Raw genomic sequence first — 17,967 nt, 5'->3', positions numbered from 1 at the left:
AGCTCCGCACCCTCTGAAGCATCGCCGGGCCCCGCATCCTGCGGGAGCCCATCCCCGGGAGTGGCTTCCCGACCCCCGCCGCGCTCGCCGGCGCCGCCCAAGTCTGCAGGGTGGCGGCGCCGTGAGCCGCGGCCCCGCCGCCGGCCCGCACCAGGGTCGGCGGCGGTTCGCTTTCTATCCGGGCAGCCGCACGCCCGTGCGGCGGGCGATCTGGGCCTGCAGCCTCGCCATCTGCCAGTGCAGCTCCAGCAACTGCTCGGCGAGCTGCATCGTGGGTATCTCGGTCACATCCTCGGTGGCCAGGTGGTCGATAGCGGCCGAGAGCTCACCCATCGTGTCCCCCCACTCCATCACCGTTCCCAAGCTCGAACCGACGTTCGAATCCTAGCGAACGCTGACCCCTCGTGTCAGTCCTACACGCTCAGCCCCGGCCGACTTCTCGCACACCGTCTCGAAATCTACGGCGGGCTGAGCGTGCCGAAGGCACGCATCACGGCGGTCCACCCGAGGGGTTTCCCCAAAAGGTTTTCCGCCTCGCGGCCGGCGAATCGTCACGGACGACCGCCCGCCGTCGGGAACGGCCCGTGAGAGTGACCCAGCCGAAGCACCGCGTCCACGCGAAGCGGCGCGACCCGCGAGAAGCGCCGCGACCGCCCAAGCGGTACGGGCAGTGGCGCAGGTGCTCGAGAACCCTGACCGGCCGAAGCGGACGACCCGCGTGAAGCGGCAGGGGAGTGACGCAACTGCCCGAGAGTCCCGACCCGCGTGAAGCGGCGCGACCCGCCCCGAGCGGCAGGGGAAGTGGTGCAGCCTGCCTGAGAGGCCCGACCGGCCGAAGCGGCGCGACCGGGTGGTCAGCCCTTGGTGTAGGCGGCGAGGACTTCCTTGGGGTCGCCGTCCATCTTGATCTTTCCCTTGTGGAGCCAGATCACCCGGTTGCACGTCTGCTGGATCACCCGCAGGTCGTGGGCCACCAGGAAGACCGTGCCCGCCGACTCCCTGATCTGGCGGATGCGCTGCTCGCTCTTCTTGCGGAACTCGCGGTCACCCGTGGCCAGGGCCTCGTCGATGAGCAGGACATCGTGGGTCTTGGCCGAGGAGATGGCGAAGCGGAGCCGGGCGCCCATGCCGGAGGAGTAGGTGGACATCGGCAGCTGGACGAACTCGTCGATGCCGGAGAAGTCGACGATCTCCTGGTATTTCTCCCTGACCTCCGCCGGGGTCATGCCCATGGCGTAACAGCCGAGGATGATGTTGCGCTCGCCGGTCAGCTCGCGCATCAGGGCCGCGTTGACGCCCAGCAGCGACGGCTGCCCGTCGGTGTAGACGGCGCCGGAGTGGGGCGGCAGCAGGCCGGCGATGGCGCGCAGCAGCGTGGACTTGCCGGAGCCGTTGCGGCCGACGACGCCGATGGCGTCGCCGTGGTAGGCCACGAAGGAGACGCCTTTGACGGCGTGGACCTCCTTCATCTGCGGCCTGCCCTGGCGCTTCACGATGCGCATGAAGGCGTTGACCGCGTTGCCCTTCTCGGACTCCGACGCGGCGCCGTAGACGCGGTAGACGATGTGGAGATCGTCGACGATGACCGTCGGCGTGCCCGTGGGCACGTCCAAGGGGCCCTTAGCGGGCTCCGGGTCGGGATGCACCCGGACGTCCTTGCTTGGGACGGCGGGCTCCTCGCCCTTCACCTTTGCCAGCTCCTCGGTCAGGTCAGCCACGCCCGTACCTCTCCTCAGCCCGCCAGAAGTACCAGAAGCCGAAGCAGAGTGCGAATACTGCCCAGAATACGCAAGCCATCCACACCATCGGCGGGGGAGTGTGCTTGTAGATGAAGATGTCCCGCATCCACTCGATGTACGAGGCGGCCGGGTTGAGGTACATGGCGGTGGCGACCCACTGCGGCAGACCCGCGGTCTCCACCACCTTGTCCTGGATGGAGAAGAAGACACCGGAGGCGTAGAGCCAGGTGCGGGTGATGAACGGCAGCAGCTGGTTGAGGTCCCGCATGGAGGACCCGAGCCGTGCCATCACCAGCCCGGCGCCGACGTTGAACATGGTCTGCAGGATCAGCACGACCGGGATCATCAACCAGTACCACGTAGGCACCTCGGCGGTGATGAACACGATCAGCACCAGCACGCCCATGGAGATGGCGAGCTGCTGGAGCTCCTGGATGGTGTAGGCCAGGGGCAGCGCGGCGCGTGGGAAGTGGAGCGCACGGATCAGCGACAGATTGCCGGAGATCGACTTGGCGCCCGCGGTGACGCTGCGCTGCGTGTAGGTGAAGACGAAGATGCCGATCAGCAGGAAGGCCGGGTAGTTCTCGACGCCGTCGCGGCCGCCGAGGACTATGCCGAACATCACATAGTAGATGGCCGCGTTGAGCAGGGGGGTCAGGACCTGCCACAGCTGGCCGAGAGCGGAGCTGGAGTACTTCGAGACGTTGCGCGAGGTCGCGTACGTCAGGATGAAGTGTCGTCGCTCCGCGAGTTGGCGCACATAGACGAGAAACCTCGGCCGTGCGATGGCACGGCGAAGCCCGTATCTCTCGGCGAGCTTGGCCAGCGGCTCCTGCCCGCTTCGGCCGCCCGCCTGGGCGTCCGCGACAGCGGATTCCGGCTGGCTCATGGGATGGACTCTATTGGATCCGGGTTGCTCGGGATGCCTGCCGCGTGGCGCGCGGCCGACAGTTGGACGGTGTCTCGTGGCGCTCGGTTCCAAGCCACCGTCAAGACTCGCTCAACCGTAGCCCAGCGGGACGGACGATGGCGGCAACGGCACGAGCACCGTCTGGTAGGAGGTATTTTTCATCGACACTTCCCGTCCCCGCGAATGCCCGTCTGACTCGTTTATGCACTTCATCCCCTTGCGAGCCGTATGGGCGCGACGTGGGACAGGCGGACGTGTGACCGAACTGCAACGCGCCAGAGACGTGCTGGTGGCAAGTAGTAGGAGATAGTCGCGATCGACTGGCAGGGCGTCGGCTGGTTTGACCAGGTCAGCCAAACCCGGGGGATTACAAGGAACCCCCCGTCAGGCTGCTCACGATCATCGCAGCTCAGCGCTTACGCCCACCTTGGTAGAGGGAGGAATTTTTTCACCATGCGTGTTACTAGAGGCGCACGGATCGTCGCCGGTACCGCGCTGCTCGCTCTCGCGGTTGCCGCGTGCGGCGGCGGTGCCAGCCCGTCCGGTGACCCCGCGGCGGATGGCGGCGACACGCCGGTCCGCATGGAGCTGGGTGAGCCGCAGAACCTGCTGGTCCCCTCGAACACCACCGAGTCCGAGGGCTCCGAGCTCCTCGCGGCCGTCTTCGAGCCCCTGGTGAACTACGACGAGAACAAGCAGGTCGTAGAAGCCGCTGCCGAGTCGATCACCACGGAAGACAACATCACGTGGACGATCAAGCTCAAGTCGGGCTACACCTGGCACAACGGTGAGCCGCTCGTCGCACAGAACTACGTCGACGCGTGGAACTACGCCGCCAACCAGGACAACGCGCAGGGCGCCGGCTACTTCTTCGGCCGCGTCAAGGGCTACGACGCGCTGAACCCGGGTGAGGGCAAGGAAGTCACCACCAAGGAGATGGAAGGCCTGAAGGTCGTCGACGACTCGACCTTCACCGTCGAGCTGGCGGCGCCGTTCTCGCAGTTCAGGACGATGCTCGGCTACACCGCCTTCTACCCGCTGCCCAAGGCCGCCTTCGGCGCCGACGGCAAGGTGACCAACGAGTACGGCGAGAAGCCGATCGGCCAGGGCCTCTTCAAGCTCGACAAGCCGTACAAGAAGGGCACCGACCAGACGGTCGACCTCTCCGTGTACGACAAGTACCCGGCCAAGAAGCCCAACGGCTGGACCAAGCTCCAGTTCAAGCTCTACAACAGCTCCGAGACGGCCTACAACGACCTGCAGGCGAACAACGTGGACATCCACGACTCGCTGCCGGCCTCGGCCATCTCCAGCGCGAAGACGGCCCTGGGCGACCGCTACCAGGACCAGCCGGACGCCGGCATCGGCTACATCGGCTTCCCGCTGCAGTACAACGACGAGTACAAGGACGTCCGGATGCGGGAGGCCATCTCGATGGCCATCGACCGGAAGACCATCGCCGAGACGGTCTTCTCCGGCACCCGCGCCCCCGCCGACGACTTCATCAACCCGGCCATCGACGGCTACCGCCAGGGCGCCTGCGCGGCCTGCACCTACGACCCGGGCAAGGCGAAGGAGCAGTACGCGGCGGCCAACGGCCCGGCCAAGCTGGAGCTGGGCTACAACGCCGACGGCGGCCACAAGGAGTGGATCGAGGCCGTCGCCAACAACCTGCGGGCCAACCTCGGCGTCGAGGTCACCGTGAGGCCGTTCGAGAAGTTCGCGAACATCCTCGACGACCTGGACGCCAAGAAGTACAAGGGCATGTTCCGCATGGGCTGGGCGGTCGACTACCCGTCGGCAGAGAACTACCTGTCGCCGATCTTCTCGACCGGCGCCATCAAGACCGGCTCCAACTACGCGGGCTACTCCAGCAAGGAGTTCGACGAGCTGGTGGCCAAGGGCGACCAGGCGGAGAGCCCTGAAGAGGGCCTGAAGTTCTACCAGCAGGCCGACGATGTCCTGATCAAGGACCTCCCGTACGTTCCGGTGTACTTCTACCGGAACAACTCTGGGTACTCCACTCAGGTGAAGAACGTCAGAATCAATCTGCTCAACCAGGTTGAATGGGCTGACGTCGAGAAGGCCTGACGTTATATACGGGGGTGGGCGGGACGCCGTCCACCCCTCGTGAGCCCGCCACGAAGGCAGTCGCTTGGGCACGCGCCACCCAAGGTTCCCAGGGACTGCCTTCTGGCATGTACGGGAGGCTTGTATGGGCCGTTACATCATCAGGCGCCTGATCCAGGCGATACCAGTCCTGCTGGGCGCCACCCTGTTCATCTTCGCCATCGTGTTCGCGCTTCCTGGTGACCCCATCGAGGCGCTCGCCGGCGAGAAGCGCCAGGACCCGGCGATCACCGCCATCATCCGCGAGCAGTATCACCTGAACGATCCGCTGCTGGTCCAGTACTGGTACTACATCAGCGGCATCCTTTTCCACGGTGACTTCGGTAAGACCTTCGCCGGCGTCCCCGTCACCCAGCTGATGGCGGGCAAGTTCCAGGTCACGCTGAACCTCGCGTTCACCGCGCTGGTCATGGAGGCCATCATCGGCCTGCTGCTCGGCCTCTGGGCGGCGCTGCGCCGCGGCCGGGCCACCGACACCGCGATCCTGGCCTCGACGCTGCTGCTCATCTCGGTGCCGACCCTGGTCACCGGCTTCGTGCTGCAGCTGTGGCTGGGCGTCTGGCTCAAGCAGGTCACCGGGATCGAGTTCTTCCCCATCGCGGGAGTCGGCCAGGGCCTGCAGTCGTACCTGCTGCCGGGCTTCGTGCTGGCCGGCACGTCGATCGCGTACCTGACACGTCTGACCAGGACGAGTCTGGTCGAGACGCTACGCTCCGACTACATCCGCACCGCCACCGCGAAGGGCCTGTCGAGACGGCGGGTCGTGGGCAGACACGGGTTGCGCAACGCGCTGATCCCGATGGTCACCTATCTCGGAGCCGACCTGGGCGTGCTCATGGGCGGCGCCATCATCACGGAGACCATCTTCAACCTGCCGGGCATCGGCTTGCAGTTGTATCAGGGCGTTTACCTACGTGAGCAACCCATCGTCGTAGGTATCGTGACAATCCTGGTGCTGGTGTACATCGTGGCGAACCTGATCGTCGACATGCTGTACGCCGTGCTCGATCCGAGGATCCGCTATGAGTGAGACACCGCAGCTGGGCCAGGTCGGGCCGGCGTTCCCCGAAACCCAGTCGCTGACGGAGAACCAGCCGTCCCCGCCGGTCAAGCAGCCCAAGAAGAAGGAAGCGAAGCCGGCGAGCCTCTGGCGAGACGCCTGGTACGACCTGCGCCGCAGGCCGATGTTCATCTTCTCGCTGGTCCTGATCGCGATCCTGCTGGTCATGTCATTCTGGCCGTCGCTGTTCACCTCGATCAACCCGTTCGACGCGAAGACCTGCGAGCTTTCCACCGCTCGCCAGGGCCCGAGCGCCGGCCACATCTTCGGCCGCGACAACCTCGGCTGCGACGTGTACGCCAAGACCATCTACGGCGCCAAGAACTCGATCATCATCGGTGTCGCCACCACGGTGATCACGGCGCTGGTCGGTGGGCTGCTCGGCCTGCTGGCGGGCACCCGGGGCGGCTGGACCGACGTCCTGACGTCCCGCGTCACCGAGGTCTTCTTCGCCATCCCCTCCATCCTGGGCGCGCTGCTCATCACGGCGACGTTCCGGGACGCCGGGATCGGCATCTGGATCGTGGTGATCGCGCTCTCGGTGCTGGCGTGGCCGATGACCTTCCGCATCATGCGGGCGGCCGTCATCACCGCGAGAAGCCAGGACTTCGTGCTGGCGGCCAAGGCGCTGGGGGCCGGCCAGGCGCGCATCATGTTCCGGCACCTGCTGCCGAACGCGCTCGCGCCGGTGATCGTCGTCGCCACCATCAACCTGGGCGGCTTCATCGCGGCCGAGGCCGCGCTGTCCTTCCTGGGGGTCGGCGTGCAGTCGCCCGACATCTCCTGGGGCCTGATGATCGCCGACGCCCGGAACCGGTTCCTGGAGGCGCCGCTGCCGCTGGTGTTCCCGGCCCTGTTCCTGAGCATCACGGTGCTCGCGTTCATCATGCTGGGCGACGCCGTACGCGACGCGCTCGACCCGAAGCTCAGGTAGGAGGGGGGAAACATGAGCAAGACATCGCCGCACGCGTTGCCTGCCGAGGGAGGGCTGGGCAACGAGCCGCTGCTCGCGGTGGACGACCTGCACGTGGAGTTCGCCACGCGCGCCGGCCTGGTACGGGCGGTCAACGGGGTGAGCTACTCGCTCCAGGCGGGCGAGACCCTCGCCGTCCTGGGCGAGTCGGGTTCCGGCAAGTCCGTGACCGCGCAGGCGATCATGGGCATCCTCGACATGCCGCCGGCGCGCATCCCCAAGGGGGAGGTCCGCTTCAACGGCACCGACCTGCTCAGGCTCTCGGAGGAGGCGCGCACGCAGGTGCGCGGCCAGCGCATCGCGATGATCTTCCAGGACGCGCTCTCCGCGCTCAACCCGGTGTTCACCGTGGGCTGGCAGATCAGCGAGATGTTCCGGGTGCACCGCGGCATGGGCAAGCGCGACGCCATGAGGAAGGCCGTCGAGCTGATGGACCGGGTCCGCATCCCGGGCGCCAAGCAGCGCGTCAACGACTATCCGCACCAGTTCTCCGGGGGCATGCGGCAGCGCATCATGATCGCCATGGCGATCGCGCTCGACCCCGAGGTGCTGATCGCCGACGAGCCGACCACCGCGCTCGACGTGACGGTCCAGGCCCAGGTCATGGAGCTGCTCGCGGAGCTGCAGCGCGAGAGCAACATGGGCATGATCCTGATCACCCACGACCTCGGCGTCGTCGCCGACGTCGCCGACAAGATCGCGGTCATGTACGGCGGGCGCATCGTGGAGAACGCCTCCGTGCACGACATCTACAAGGCGCCTGCCCACCCCTACACCAAGGGGCTGCTGGAGTCGATCCCCCGGGTCGACCTCAAGGGCCAGGACCTGTACGCCATCAAGGGCCTGCCGCCCAACCTGCTCGACATGCCGACCGGCTGCGCCTTCCACCCGCGCTGCCCGTACCGGCAGGACAACTGCGTGACCGACAGCCCCCCGCTCTACGAGATCAGCGGCACGCGCAACAGCGCCTGCCACTACTGGAGGGAGGTCCTCGATGGCGACCAAGGGTGAGACGATCCTCGAGGTCCGCGATCTGGTGAAGCATTTCCCCCTCAACCAGGGGATCATGTTCAAGAAGCAGATCGGGGCCATCAAGGCCGTCGACGGCGTCTCCTTCGACCTCGCCAGCGGCGAGACGCTCGGCGTCGTGGGCGAGTCCGGCTGCGGCAAGTCCACCCTCGCCAAGGTGCTGATGGCGCTGGAGCGGCCCACCTCCGGCTCCGTCAAGATCAACGGTCGTGACATCGCCAAGGCCAAGGGCGCCGAGCTCAAGCGGATGCGGCGCAACATCCAGATGGTGATGCAGGACCCGTACACCTCGCTCAACCCGCGGATGACCGTCGGCGACATCGTCGGCGAGCCGTTCGACATCCACACCGAGGTGGCGCCGAAGGGCGACCGCACCCGCAAGGTGCAGGAGCTGCTGGAGGTCGTCGGGCTCAACCCCGACCACATCAACCGCTACCCCCACCAGTTCTCGGGCGGTCAGCGCCAGCGCATCGGCATCGCCCGCGGGCTGGCGCTCCAGCCGGAGATCATCGTTTGTGACGAGCCGGTCTCGGCGCTGGACGTGTCGATCCAGGCCCAGGTGATCAACCTGCTGGAGAGGCTGCAGAACGAGTTCAACCTGGCGTACATCTTCATCGCCCACGACCTGTCGGTGGTCCGCCACATCTCCGACCGGGTCGCGGTGATGTACCTGGGCAAGGTCGTCGAGCTCGGCAAGGACGTCGAGATCTACGACAAGCCCGCGCACCCGTACAGCCAGGCGCTGCTGTCGGCGGTGCCGGTCCCCGACCCCGAGGGCCGCGACCAGCGCGAGCGGATCATCCTCCAGGGCGACCCGCCGTCGCCGGCCAACCCGCCGTCCGGCTGCCGCTTCCGCACGCGGTGCTGGAAGGCGCAGGAGATCTGCGCGACGGAGGAGCCGCTGCTGCAGATCCGGCCGGGCACGTCCCACGAGAGCGCCTGCCATTTCGCCGAGACGCATGACGTGGTGCATGTGAACTAGCGGTGCGTGTCGTCGCCGCCGCCCTCGCGCCCTTCGGTGCGGGGGCGGTCGTGTCAGGGGGGAGCCCCGCCGCGGCTCCAGGGAACGGCTCGGCGACGATCGTGGTGGAGCAGGATGCGGGCCGACAGGGCCAGGGCCAGCGCCACCAGGCCCGCGATGACCAGGGCGCGGGAGCCCGGCGGGGGGCCGGACGGGTCCTCGCCGAAGTGCTCCGCGGGGAGCGGGGGCGGCTGGGTGGGGCCGGCCAGGCGTTCGGCCACGCGCAGCGCCAGGGCGGCGTCGGCGACGCCGTGGCCGTAGCCGGTGCTGTAGCCGCCGCGCGGGCGCTTCCTGGTGCCGAGCTCGATGGCCCGCCGCACGTGGTACGGCGACAGGTCCGAGTACGCGGATCTGATCAGCGCGGCGATGCCCGCGACCATGGCGGCGGCCGAGCTGGTGCCGTCGCCGACCACGTACCGGCGGGCGCCGTTGGCGGAGACGATGTCGACGCCGGGGGCGACGACCGAGAGGTAGTCCTGGCGGTTGGAGAACCCGGCGAGCCGGAAGTTCCTGTCGACCGCGCCCACGGCGATCACGCCGGGGTAGGCGGCGGGGAAGTTCTTCCTGTTGGTGCTCTCGCCGTCGTTGCCGGAGGAGGCGACCAGCACCGCGCCGTGGGCGACCGCGTACTGCACCGCCTCCTCCTCGGCGGCCGAGCCCTCCCAGGAGCCGCTGCCGCCGCCGAGCGACATGCTGATGACCTGGGCGCCCCGGTCGACGGCGTAGCGGATGCCCTTGGCGAGCGCGTCGTGGCCGCCGGCGCGCCGCTTGGCCCGCCGGGGATCGGAGTTCTCCAGCGTGACGCGTACCGACAGCACCTTGGCGGCGGGCGCGACGCCGAGCACGCCGCCGGCCTTGCCCTTGCCGTGGCCGTGGCCGGCGATGAGGCTGGCCATGGCGGTGCCGTGGTGGCCCCACACTCCGCCGGCCCGGCCGGCTCCTGTCAGGTCGGGGCCGTGCACGACGGAGCCGCGCAGGTCCTGGTGGTCGCCGCGGACCCCGGTGTCGAGCACCGCGACCAGCACGTTGTCGCCCTGGGTGACCCGCCAGGCGTCGTGCAGCCGCAGCGTGCCGAGCTGCCACTGCTTGTCTCTGGCGAGGGCGCCCATCTCGTCGTCCGCGGCGGCGGGCGTGGCCAGGCCGAGCTGGGACGACGGGAACAGCAGGAACAGGGACAGCAGCGCCGCCCGCAGGCGCGGCCGCCTCATCCGGTGAGGCCCCGGTGCAGCTCGGTGGCGAGCTGGCGGGCGAAACCACCGAGCCGGGGCACGGCCTGGTCACCCGGACGGAACGACCGTCCGTCCGCGTAACCGGCGGTGGTGGCGATCACGTACGGCGCGTGGGAGGCGATCAGGGTCCCGGTGAAGCACTGCCGCTCGCCGAAGCGTTCGGCGGGGCCGCCGGGGAAGGCGACCGGCCGCACGGCGGGCACGCGCAGGGGCCCGGCCGCGCCCGGGGGCACGGGCCGGGCCAGGACCGCGATGCCGGCGGTGGCGACGTAGGTGGCGGTGCTGTCGGCGTACGTGGCGCGCAGCGCGGTGACGCAGGCGGGCAGCGCGGGCTGGAAGGCGGCCGCGCAGGACGCCTCGGGCGCGACCCCGGCCAGCAGGTAGGTGACCTGTGCGCCGGACGGGCTGGTGCCGGGGACGGCGTACGGGAACACCCGCGTCACCGGCCAGGCACGCCAGCGCTCGGGCACCGGCGGCGCGGCGGGGCAACAGAACACGGACAGGAGGGCGAGCAGGAGCAGGGACAGCTGAAACACGTGAACCTCGAACGGGGGGAGGGGGCGCCCGATCTGCCGTGAATTCTGGCACGGGGTCAGGGCCTCAGTCCGACGGTTCAGTAAACAGTCCGATACGCCACGTAATTGGTGTTTGTTGGCTTTTGCGTTATACGGAGGGTGACAACCGGACATGCGCCCCCGGAGGCAGGCCGAGGCGCTGCGCCGCGTCGCCGGAGTTCACCGCGAACGCGATCAGGCCCGCCGAGTCCGCGAACGCCACCAGCTCACCGGGCGGGACCGCCGCGTACGTCTCCCGGTAGGGCATCGACAGCCGCCGCCGGCCCAGCGACACGCCGAGCGTGTCGCCCACCCGCAGCCCCAGCGCCTCCAGGTCGCCGGCCGTGATCGACAACTGCGTGTTGCCGTAGCGGTCGACCGAGACGACCTCGCCCTCGGCCGCGCCCTCGCGCAGCACGGACGTCGGCGCGGGCAGCGACACCAGCCTCTCCACCGGCACCCGCGGGCCCAGCTCGCGCGGCCGCAGCCCGTTGCTCAGCCGCCCGGCCACCGGCGCGAACACGTCACGGCCGTGGAACGTGGGCGATACCGGGTGCAGGAAGTGCTCGGCGTTGCTCAGCTCGTACGCCGCCCGCGCGCCGCCGCTGGCGCGCACCGCCCACGACAGCAGCCCGTTGTCCGGCCCCACGAACACCCGGCCGCCCGCCTCGACCGCGATCGCGCGCCTGGCGCCTCCCGCGCCCGGGTCGACCGCCCCGACGTGCACGCCCACGGGCATGTACGGGATCGTCTGGGCCAGGATCGCCGCGCCGCGCCGCACGTCACCCGCCGGGACCAGGTGGCACACGTCGATCACCCGGACCTCGGGGGCGATCCCGGCGATCACCCCGTGGCAGGCGGCGACATAACCGTCTTCGAGCCCGTAATCCGTGAGAAGTGTGATGACAGAGGTCACACTTAGTGACTGTACGTCTCTCAATCCGCCGTGAACAGCCGCACTCGGCACATTACGATGGCGACGGGCCGCCTGCGCGCGAAGCCATCGTCGCGCCGCCCGTTCCTGAGGAGGACACCATGGACACTGCACCGTCAAACGGTGACAGTGCCGACCAGAGGGCCGACCAGAGGGCAGAGGACAGGGCAGACCAGGACGACGCCCAGGAACCCGTCCACCGGCCCCTCACCGACCGCGAACTCGAGCTCCTCGCCTTCGAGCGCCACTGGTGGCGTTACGCGGGCGCGAAGGAGCAGGCCGTCAAGGAGACCTTCGGGTTCTCCGCCACCCGCTACTACCAGCTGCTCGGCGAGTTGATCGACCGTCCCGAGGCGCTGGCGCACGACCCCATGCTGGTCAAGCGACTGCGCAGGCTGCGCGCCGCCCGCCGGCGCGAGCGCTCCGCCCGCCGGCTCGGCATGCGCCCCTGACCGGCTGGGTACGGCAGGCGGCGTGAGCGACATCCCTGGAATGGAAGCGATACTGAAGGATCCGGCCGGCGCCGTGATCGGGCTCGACTTCGACGGCACCCTCTCGCCGATCGTGCCCGACCCCGACACCGCCGTCGTCCACCCCGGCGCGCCTCCGGTGCTGGCCGAGCTGGGCCGGCACGTGGGCGCCGTGGCCATCGTGACCGGACGGCCGCCGGCCAAGGTGCTGGAGCTGGGGCCCGCGCTCAAGGACGTGCCGGGCCTGGTCATCCTCGGCCACTACGGCTTCGAGCGGTGGGAGGACGGGCGGACCTCCGCGCCCCCGCCGCCGGCCGGGGTGCCGCGGGCCAAGGCGGAACTGCCGCTGCTGCTCGGCTCGCTGGGCGTGACCGACGCGGCGATCGAGGACAAGGGCCGCGCGGTGGCCGTGCACACCCGCCGCTGCGCGGACCCCGAGGGCACGCTGGCCCGGCTGCGCGAGCCGCTGGCCGCGCTGGCGGCCGAGCACGGCCTGGTCGTCGAGCCCGGCCGGATGGTGCTGGAGGTGCGGCCGTCCGGCATGGACAAGGGGCACGCGCTCGGCGCGTTCCTGACCGAGCGCTCCGCCAGGTCGGTGCTCTTCGTGGGCGACGACCTCGGCGACCTGGCCGCCTTCGACGCGGTCCGCTCGTCGGGCCTGCCCGGCGTGACCGTGTGCAGCGGCTCCACCGAGGTCACGGCGCTGGCCGAGCGGGCCGACATCGTCGTCGACGGCCCCGAGGGCGTGGTGGCGCTGCTCCGCGAGTTGACGTCCGCTTTCAGCCGATAGTGACCAGTTTGCAAGTGGGCACCCCTATGGTCCGGGCATGAGCAAGAAGCACCTCGCCGCCGTGGCCGTGGCCGCGGCGGCGGTCCTCGTGGCCCCCGCCTCCGCGGCCGCCGCCTCCACGACAGCCGCCTCGACCACCGCCGGCCCCGCCCAGGAACTGAAGCTGCGCAAGGGCCTGACCCTCTACATCCCGCTCAAGTGGGTGGTCCACCGGGTCGGCGCCGACCGGATCAAGGTGGTCACCGGACCCTGCGCCAACCCCAGGGGTGGCTTCTTCGCTCCCGGCTGCAAGAGCTTCTGGATCCTCGGCCCGAAGGCGATCAGGACGGGCGCCGAGGGCTTCGGCCCGTACGACGCCGGCAGGGGCGGCTACTACCCCGCCTCCGACGTGCAGAAGTGCCCGAAGAACGGCATGCTCCTGCGCGGCGAGCGGGTCGGCGCGCACAAGAAGGGCCTGCGCCAGGTCGGCCCCGGGCACAAGGCCCACTACCACGAGTTCACCACCCGCTGCCGCACCGGCAACGGGAAGAAGACCAGCGTCAGCTTCACCACCCGCGAGTGGTATCTGCCGAAGTCGCAGATCCTCGTGGTCGACGAGTGGAGCACCGGGAACCTCGCCGACACCCTGAAGTACGCCGACTGGAAGTGATCTAGGCGAGCGCGTCGAGCTGGGCGGCCAGCCACTTCTGCGGGGGCAGCGCGGTGGCGGCCGCCTCCAGCCGCTCCCTGCGGCGGGCGCGCTCCGCCTCCGGCATCACCAGCGCCGCGTGCAGCGCGGCGGCGGTGCCGCTGATGTCGTACGGGTTGACCACCAGCGCGTGCGCGCCCAGCTCCGCGCACGCGCCCGCCTCCCGCGACAGCACCAGCGCGCAGCGCGGCGACAGGATCGGGCCCTCCTTGGCCACCAGGTTCATGCCGTCGCGGATCGGGTTGACCAGCAGCACGTCGGCCAGCCGGTAGGCGGCCAGGGAGCGCGGGTAGTCGTCGTTGACGTTGAGGATCAGGGGGTTCCAGTCCTCGGTCGCGTACTCGTCCTCAATCTCCTGCGCGCAGCGCTGCACCGCCGCGGTGTATTCGCGGTATTCGGGCAGGTCGTGGCGGCTCGGGTAGGCGAAGGCCAGGTGGACGACGCGGCCGTGCCACTCGGGGTGGGCGTCGAGGAACTCCTTGTAGGCGAGCAGTCCGCGCACGATGTTCTTCGACAGCTCGGTGCGGTCGATGCGCACGATCAGCTTGCGGTCGCCGACCTCCTCCCTGATGGCCGCCATGTGCGACTCGACGTCGGGCTCGGCGGCGCGGGTCCACAGCGCCTTGCCGTCGACGCCCAGCGCGTGCACGCCGACGCGGGTGGTGCGGCCCTCGTACGTGATCGTCGCGGCCCGCTGGTCGACCTCGGCGCCCAGCACGGTCTCGCAGCAGTCCATGAACGCGCCCGCCCAGCGGCGGGTGAGGAACCCGGCGTGGTCGGCGCCCAGGACGCCCTCCAGCACCTCTCGCGCCACCTCGTCGGGCAGCAGCGAGAAGTATTCGGGCGGGGCCCACGGCGTGTGGCTGAAGTGCGCGATGCGCAGGTCGGGCCGCTCGGCGCGGAGCATCGCCGGGGTCAGCGTCAGGTGGTAGTCCTGCACCATCACCCGGGCGCCGTGAGCGGCTCCCTCCGCCAGCGCGAGCGCGAAGGCGCCGTTGTAGTCGCGGTAGGACTCCCAGTCGCGCCGGAACCGGGTGCCGAAGTGGGGCGCGTTCGGGATGTCGTAGAGCAGGTGGTTGACGAACCACAGCGTGGAGTTGGCCACGGAGTTGTAGGCCCGGTGGAAGGTGGCGGGCGCGATGTCGAGCATGCGCAGCGGGCCCGTCTCGTAGCCGGCGTGGTCGAGCCGGCCGCCGGGGGCCTGGCGGACGGCGCTGCGGTCGCCGTCGGACAGAGCCGCGCACACCCACAGCACGCCCTCGTCCCTGGCCACGCCGGACAGCCCGGAGACGAGACCGCCGCCGCCGCGTCTCATGGTGAGGACGCCGTCGTCGGACACGGTGAACGACACAGGGCCTCTGTTCGAGGCGAGCAGGACGCTGTTCATTTACGCTCCCTCCGACCATAGGATCCCAGCTATGGCGCTAGATGAGCACACCGAGGAACTCGCCCATGCCGCAGCCAGAGGCGATCATCGCTCACTCGGCGAGCTCCTGCGACGGATCGAGCCCGACGTGCTGCGGCACTGCGCTCGTATCCTGCCGTATCACCATGACGCCGAGGAGGCGGCCCAGGACACCCTGCTCGCGGTGGCGCGCAACATCGCCAGGTTCGAGGGGCGGGCCAGGTTCAGCACCTGGCTCCACATCGTGACCGCCAACTGCGCGCGCACCACGTACCGCTCGCTGAAGCGCAGGTCGGCGGAGCAGAGCTCCGACGAGCTGCTGACGCAGAAGCCCGACGTGCGGCGGGTCAGCGTGATCGCGGGCTCGCGGCTCGACCTGCTCGACGCGATGGAGGCGCTGGAGGCCGACAAGCCCGACCTGGCGCAGGCGCTGGTGCTGCGCGACATCGTGCAGCTCGACTACAGCGAGGTGGCCGAGCAGCTCAAGATCCCGCTCGGCACCGCCAAGTCGCGCATCCACCAGGCGCGCAAGTACGTGCAGGGTGTGCTGGGCGACGACTACCGGTGAGATCGTTCATCTCGGAAAGTGAGACGACTGTCCATGTCACGTGGTTGATTGGGTAGAGTCCGAGTCAGCAGCACCACACAACTGAACATTGCTCATCCAGAGGGGTGGAGGGACCGGCCCTGCGAAGCCCCGGCAACCCTCCCGGCTTGTGACTCGCGACCTGGCGAGGCCGACCGGGACAGGGTGCCAATTCCGGTCCGCGGTCAGGGTGGCCGCGGACGAAGATGAGGGAAGGCCTCGCTTCATGTCGCTCGACTTCGGTCCCGCCACTGCTCTCTCCTGCCGCGAGTGCGGCGCCCGCTATCCGCTCGGCCCCAACTTCGCCTGCGTCGAGTGTTTCGGGCCGCTGGAGGCGGCCTACGACTTCGGCGACGTCAAGAGGTCCGACATCGAGTCGGGCCCGGCCAGCATCTGGCGCTACCGTTCCCTGCTGCCGGTGCCCGCCGACGTCGCGAGCAAGCCCAACATGAACCCCGGCTGGACGCCGCTCGTCAAGGCGGGCAACCTGGGCCGGGCGCTCGGTCTCAAGTCCCTGTACGTGAAGGACGACTCGGGCAACCCCACCCACTCCTTCAAGGACCGGGTGGTGGCCATCGCCGTCGAGGCGGCCCGCAACTTCGGCTTCCACACGCTCTCCTGCTCCTCGACCGGAAACCTGGCCGGGGCCGTGACGGCCGCCGCCGCCAGGGCGGGCCTGGACGCGTGCGTGTTCATCCCCGCCGGGCTGGAGCAGGCCAAGATCGCCATGGCCCGCGTCTTCGGCGGCAGGCTCATCGGCATCGAGGGCACCTACGACGAGGTCAACCGGTTCTGCTCGGAGCTGATCGGGGACCCGATGGGCGACAAGTGGGGATTCGTCAACGTCAACCTGCGGCCCTACTACGCCGAGGGCTCCAAGACGCTCGCGTACGAGATCGCCGAGCAGCTCGGCTGGCGGCTGCCTGAGCAGATCGTCATCCCGATCGCGTCCGGCTCCCAGCTCACCAAGATCGACAAGGGCTTCAAGGAGCTGATCCGGCTCGGGCTGGTCGACGACACGCCCTACAAGGTCTTCGGGGCGCAGGCGCTCGGCTGCTCGCCGGTGTCGGCCGCCTACAAGGCCGGGCACGACGTGGTCCAGCCGGTCAAGCCCGACACCATCGCCAAGTCGCTGGCCATCGGCAACCCCGCCGACGGCCCTTACGTGCTCGACATCGCCCGGCGCACGGGCGGCGCCGTCGAGGACGTGACGGACGCCGAGATCGTGGCCGCCATCAAGCTGCTGGCCTCCACCGAGGGCATCTTCGCCGAGACGGCGGGCGGCGTCACGGTGGGCGTGCTGAAGAAGCTCGTCGAGACCGGGCAGCTCGACCCGGAGGCCGAGACCGTGGTGCTCAACACCGGCGACGGGCTCAAGACGCTCGACGCCGTCGCGGCCGACGCGCAGCCCACGGCCGTGATCCGGCCCTCCCTCGACGCGTTCCGCGCGACTGTCTGACAATCAGGAAAGGCGAGACCATAACATGAGCGTTTCTGTGCGGATTCCTACCATCCTGCGCACGTACACCGGGGGCAACGCGGAAGTGAGTGGGGAGGGCGCGACTCTCCGTGACGTCCTGGCCAAGCTCGATTCCGACTACCCGGGGATCGGCGCCCGCATTCTGGATGAATCGGGCAAGATTCGGCGTTTTGTTAACGTCTACGTGGGGGAAGAGGACGTCCGATTCGCCCAGGGTCTGGACACTCCGGCCCCTGAGGGCACGCAGATCTCCATCATCCCGGCCGTCGCGGGCGGCTGAGCCCCCCGCTCGGCGGAGCGATCGTCTGGAAGGCGCCCCATGTGGGCGCCTTCTCCCTTTTGTGGGAAATTCAACCTTGAACTACTCAGCTAGGGGTGAAATAAGGCTTTTGCGGATTGACTCTGTTGCCGACCGCCATGCCACAGGTATGGTCGAGTGCGATCGTCAGACGATATCCCCATAAGTCATGGCGATTGTGGGTCTCGCAGACGAATGGGCGAGATCCCTGAGCCCAGTAAGAGGAGTCGGAAGTGGCGCAGGGCACCGTCAAGTGGTTCAACGCGGACAAGGGCTACGGCTTCATCGCGGTAGACGGTGGTAAGGATGTATTCGTCCATTACTCGGCAATCATGATGGACGGGTATCGCTCTCTCGAACAGGGACAACGGGTCGAGTTCGAGATCACGCAGGGCCAGAAGGGGCCGCAGGCGGAATCCGTCCGCGCTGTCGCCTAGCTGGTGCGACCGGCAGCTCGCACGCCAGCGCAGTGCGTGTGACTGCCACCTCACATTGGGGTACGGCGGGCCGCCCGGGGCCCGCCGTACGGACACCTTCGACGGCGATCTGTTGACCTGGCCAGGTGTGGAGTCAGCTTGCACTCGACGGGGTAGAGTGCTAAACAGTCGTTGGCACTCTATGTTGATGAGTGCCAACGGGGATCGAGACGATGGGGCCTGCCGAACGGAGAT

General features: G+C 69.0%; 19 protein-coding genes and 1 riboswitch. Of the genes, 12 read left to right on the top strand and 7 right to left on the bottom strand.

Translation table 11 applies throughout. The features are described from left to right. Positions 1-174: 174 nt before the first annotated feature. The 3 genes from FR742_RS44815 to FR742_RS32465 all read right to left on the bottom strand — a co-directional run bounded on the left by FR742_RS44815 (position 175) and on the right by FR742_RS32465 (position 2,628). Positions 175-333, bottom strand: coding sequence for a hypothetical protein (locus tag FR742_RS44815; RefSeq protein ID WP_187281663.1), 159 nt, complete (start codon positions 331-333; stop codon positions 175-177). A 521-nt stretch (positions 334-854) separates the two neighbouring features. Next, positions 855-1,646, bottom strand: a complete 792-nt coding sequence (locus FR742_RS32470; RefSeq protein WP_372452527.1) for an ABC transporter ATP-binding protein — start codon at positions 1,644-1,646, stop codon at positions 855-857. Positions 1,647-1,710: 64 nt separating this feature from the next. Next, positions 1,711-2,628: an ABC transporter permease gene (locus tag FR742_RS32465; protein ID WP_148035143.1), complete on the bottom strand. Its 918-nt coding sequence runs from the start codon at positions 2,626-2,628 to the stop codon at positions 1,711-1,713. Positions 2,629-3,102: 474 nt separating this feature from the next. Here FR742_RS32465 and FR742_RS32460 point away from each other — a divergent pair, with 474 nt between their 5' ends. The 5 genes from FR742_RS32460 (at position 3,103) to FR742_RS32440 (ending at position 8,823) form a co-directional block, all read left to right on the top strand. Then, positions 3,103-4,740 (top strand): ABC transporter substrate-binding protein, encoded by a 1,638-nt coding sequence (locus tag FR742_RS32460; RefSeq protein ID WP_148035142.1) that lies wholly within the window; start codon positions 3,103-3,105, stop codon positions 4,738-4,740. A 124-nt stretch (positions 4,741-4,864) separates the two neighbouring features. Next, positions 4,865-5,809, top strand: coding sequence for an ABC transporter permease (locus FR742_RS32455; RefSeq protein WP_148035141.1), 945 nt, complete (start codon positions 4,865-4,867; stop codon positions 5,807-5,809). Beyond that, complete coding sequence (locus tag FR742_RS32450; protein WP_148035140.1) at positions 5,802-6,773, top strand: ABC transporter permease; 972 nt, start codon at positions 5,802-5,804, stop codon at positions 6,771-6,773. Before FR742_RS32455 ends, FR742_RS32450 begins: the two co-directional genes overlap by 8 nt. Positions 6,774-6,785: 12 nt before the next feature. Further along, entirely contained in the window at positions 6,786-7,823 is a 1,038-nt protein-coding gene (locus FR742_RS32445; RefSeq protein WP_148035139.1) for an ABC transporter ATP-binding protein, read from the top strand. Beyond that, entirely contained in the window at positions 7,807-8,823 is a 1,017-nt protein-coding gene (locus FR742_RS32440; protein WP_148035138.1) for an ABC transporter ATP-binding protein, read from the top strand. The genes FR742_RS32445 and FR742_RS32440 overlap by 17 nt, the downstream gene beginning before the upstream one ends. Positions 8,824-8,876: 53 nt before the next feature. Here FR742_RS32440 and FR742_RS32435 read toward each other — a convergent pair whose 3' ends face one another. From FR742_RS32435 to FR742_RS32425, 3 genes are all read right to left on the bottom strand, one after another. After that, positions 8,877-10,070 carry a S8 family serine peptidase gene (locus tag FR742_RS32435; protein WP_148035137.1) on the bottom strand — a complete coding sequence of 398 codons (1,194 nt, stop codon included), beginning with the start codon at positions 10,068-10,070 and terminating at the stop codon, positions 8,877-8,879. Continuing rightward, positions 10,067-10,627, bottom strand: coding sequence for a hypothetical protein (locus tag FR742_RS32430; RefSeq protein ID WP_148035136.1), 561 nt, complete (start codon positions 10,625-10,627; stop codon positions 10,067-10,069). The genes FR742_RS32435 and FR742_RS32430 overlap by 4 nt, the downstream gene beginning before the upstream one ends. A gap of 127 nt (positions 10,628-10,754) precedes the next feature. Then, complete coding sequence (locus FR742_RS32425; RefSeq protein ID WP_148035135.1) at positions 10,755-11,561, bottom strand: S-adenosyl-l-methionine hydroxide adenosyltransferase family protein; 807 nt, start codon at positions 11,559-11,561, stop codon at positions 10,755-10,757. Positions 11,562-11,680: 119 nt separating this feature from the next. Between FR742_RS32425 and FR742_RS32420 the strand changes: the two genes are divergently transcribed. From FR742_RS32420 to FR742_RS32410, 3 genes are read left to right on the top strand one after another with little or no spacing between them, the layout of a single operon-like run. Continuing rightward, positions 11,681-12,031, top strand: coding sequence for a DUF3263 domain-containing protein (locus tag FR742_RS32420; protein WP_148035134.1), 351 nt, complete (start codon positions 11,681-11,683; stop codon positions 12,029-12,031). A 40-nt stretch (positions 12,032-12,071) separates the two neighbouring features. Further along, positions 12,072-12,839, top strand: a complete 768-nt coding sequence (otsB, locus tag FR742_RS32415) for a trehalose-phosphatase (RefSeq protein ID WP_148035133.1) — start codon at positions 12,072-12,074, stop codon at positions 12,837-12,839. Positions 12,840-12,876: 37 nt separating this feature from the next. After that, positions 12,877-13,488, top strand: a complete 612-nt coding sequence (locus FR742_RS32410) for a hypothetical protein (protein ID WP_148035132.1) — start codon at positions 12,877-12,879, stop codon at positions 13,486-13,488. Position 13,489: 1 nt separating this feature from the next. Here FR742_RS32410 and FR742_RS32405 read toward each other — a convergent pair whose 3' ends face one another. Next, positions 13,490-14,914: a trehalose-6-phosphate synthase gene (locus FR742_RS32405; protein ID WP_148035131.1), complete on the bottom strand. Its 1,425-nt coding sequence runs from the start codon at positions 14,912-14,914 to the stop codon at positions 13,490-13,492. Between the two features lie 31 nt (positions 14,915-14,945). Between FR742_RS32405 and FR742_RS32400 the strand changes: the two genes are divergently transcribed. The 4 genes from FR742_RS32400 (at position 14,946) to FR742_RS32385 (ending at position 17,733) form a co-directional block, all read left to right on the top strand. Then, a complete protein-coding gene (locus FR742_RS32400; RefSeq protein WP_148035130.1) occupies positions 14,946-15,500 on the top strand; it encodes an RNA polymerase sigma factor in 555 nt (184 codons plus the stop codon). 89 nt (positions 15,501-15,589) lie between these two features. After that, positions 15,590-15,731: riboswitch (SAM riboswitch) on the top strand. A gap of 13 nt (positions 15,732-15,744) precedes the next feature. Further along, positions 15,745-16,977, top strand: coding sequence for a threonine synthase (gene thrC / locus FR742_RS32395; RefSeq protein WP_148035129.1), 1,233 nt, complete (start codon positions 15,745-15,747; stop codon positions 16,975-16,977). 25 nt (positions 16,978-17,002) lie between these two features. Further along, positions 17,003-17,278 (top strand): MoaD/ThiS family protein, encoded by a 276-nt coding sequence (locus FR742_RS32390; protein WP_132331077.1) that lies wholly within the window; start codon positions 17,003-17,005, stop codon positions 17,276-17,278. A 251-nt stretch (positions 17,279-17,529) separates the two neighbouring features. Then, positions 17,530-17,733 carry a cold-shock protein gene (locus tag FR742_RS32385; protein ID WP_148035128.1) on the top strand — a complete coding sequence of 68 codons (204 nt, stop codon included), beginning with the start codon at positions 17,530-17,532 and terminating at the stop codon, positions 17,731-17,733. The last annotated feature ends 234 nt before the right edge of the window (positions 17,734-17,967 follow it).

It is taken from the genome of Nonomuraea sp. C10 (assembly GCF_008017515.1).
Lineage (GTDB): Bacteria > Actinomycetota > Actinomycetes > Streptosporangiales > Streptosporangiaceae > Nonomuraea > Nonomuraea ferruginea.
Note: the sequence above shows the minus strand (reverse complement) of the source record. Positions and strands in the feature narration are given on the sequence as shown.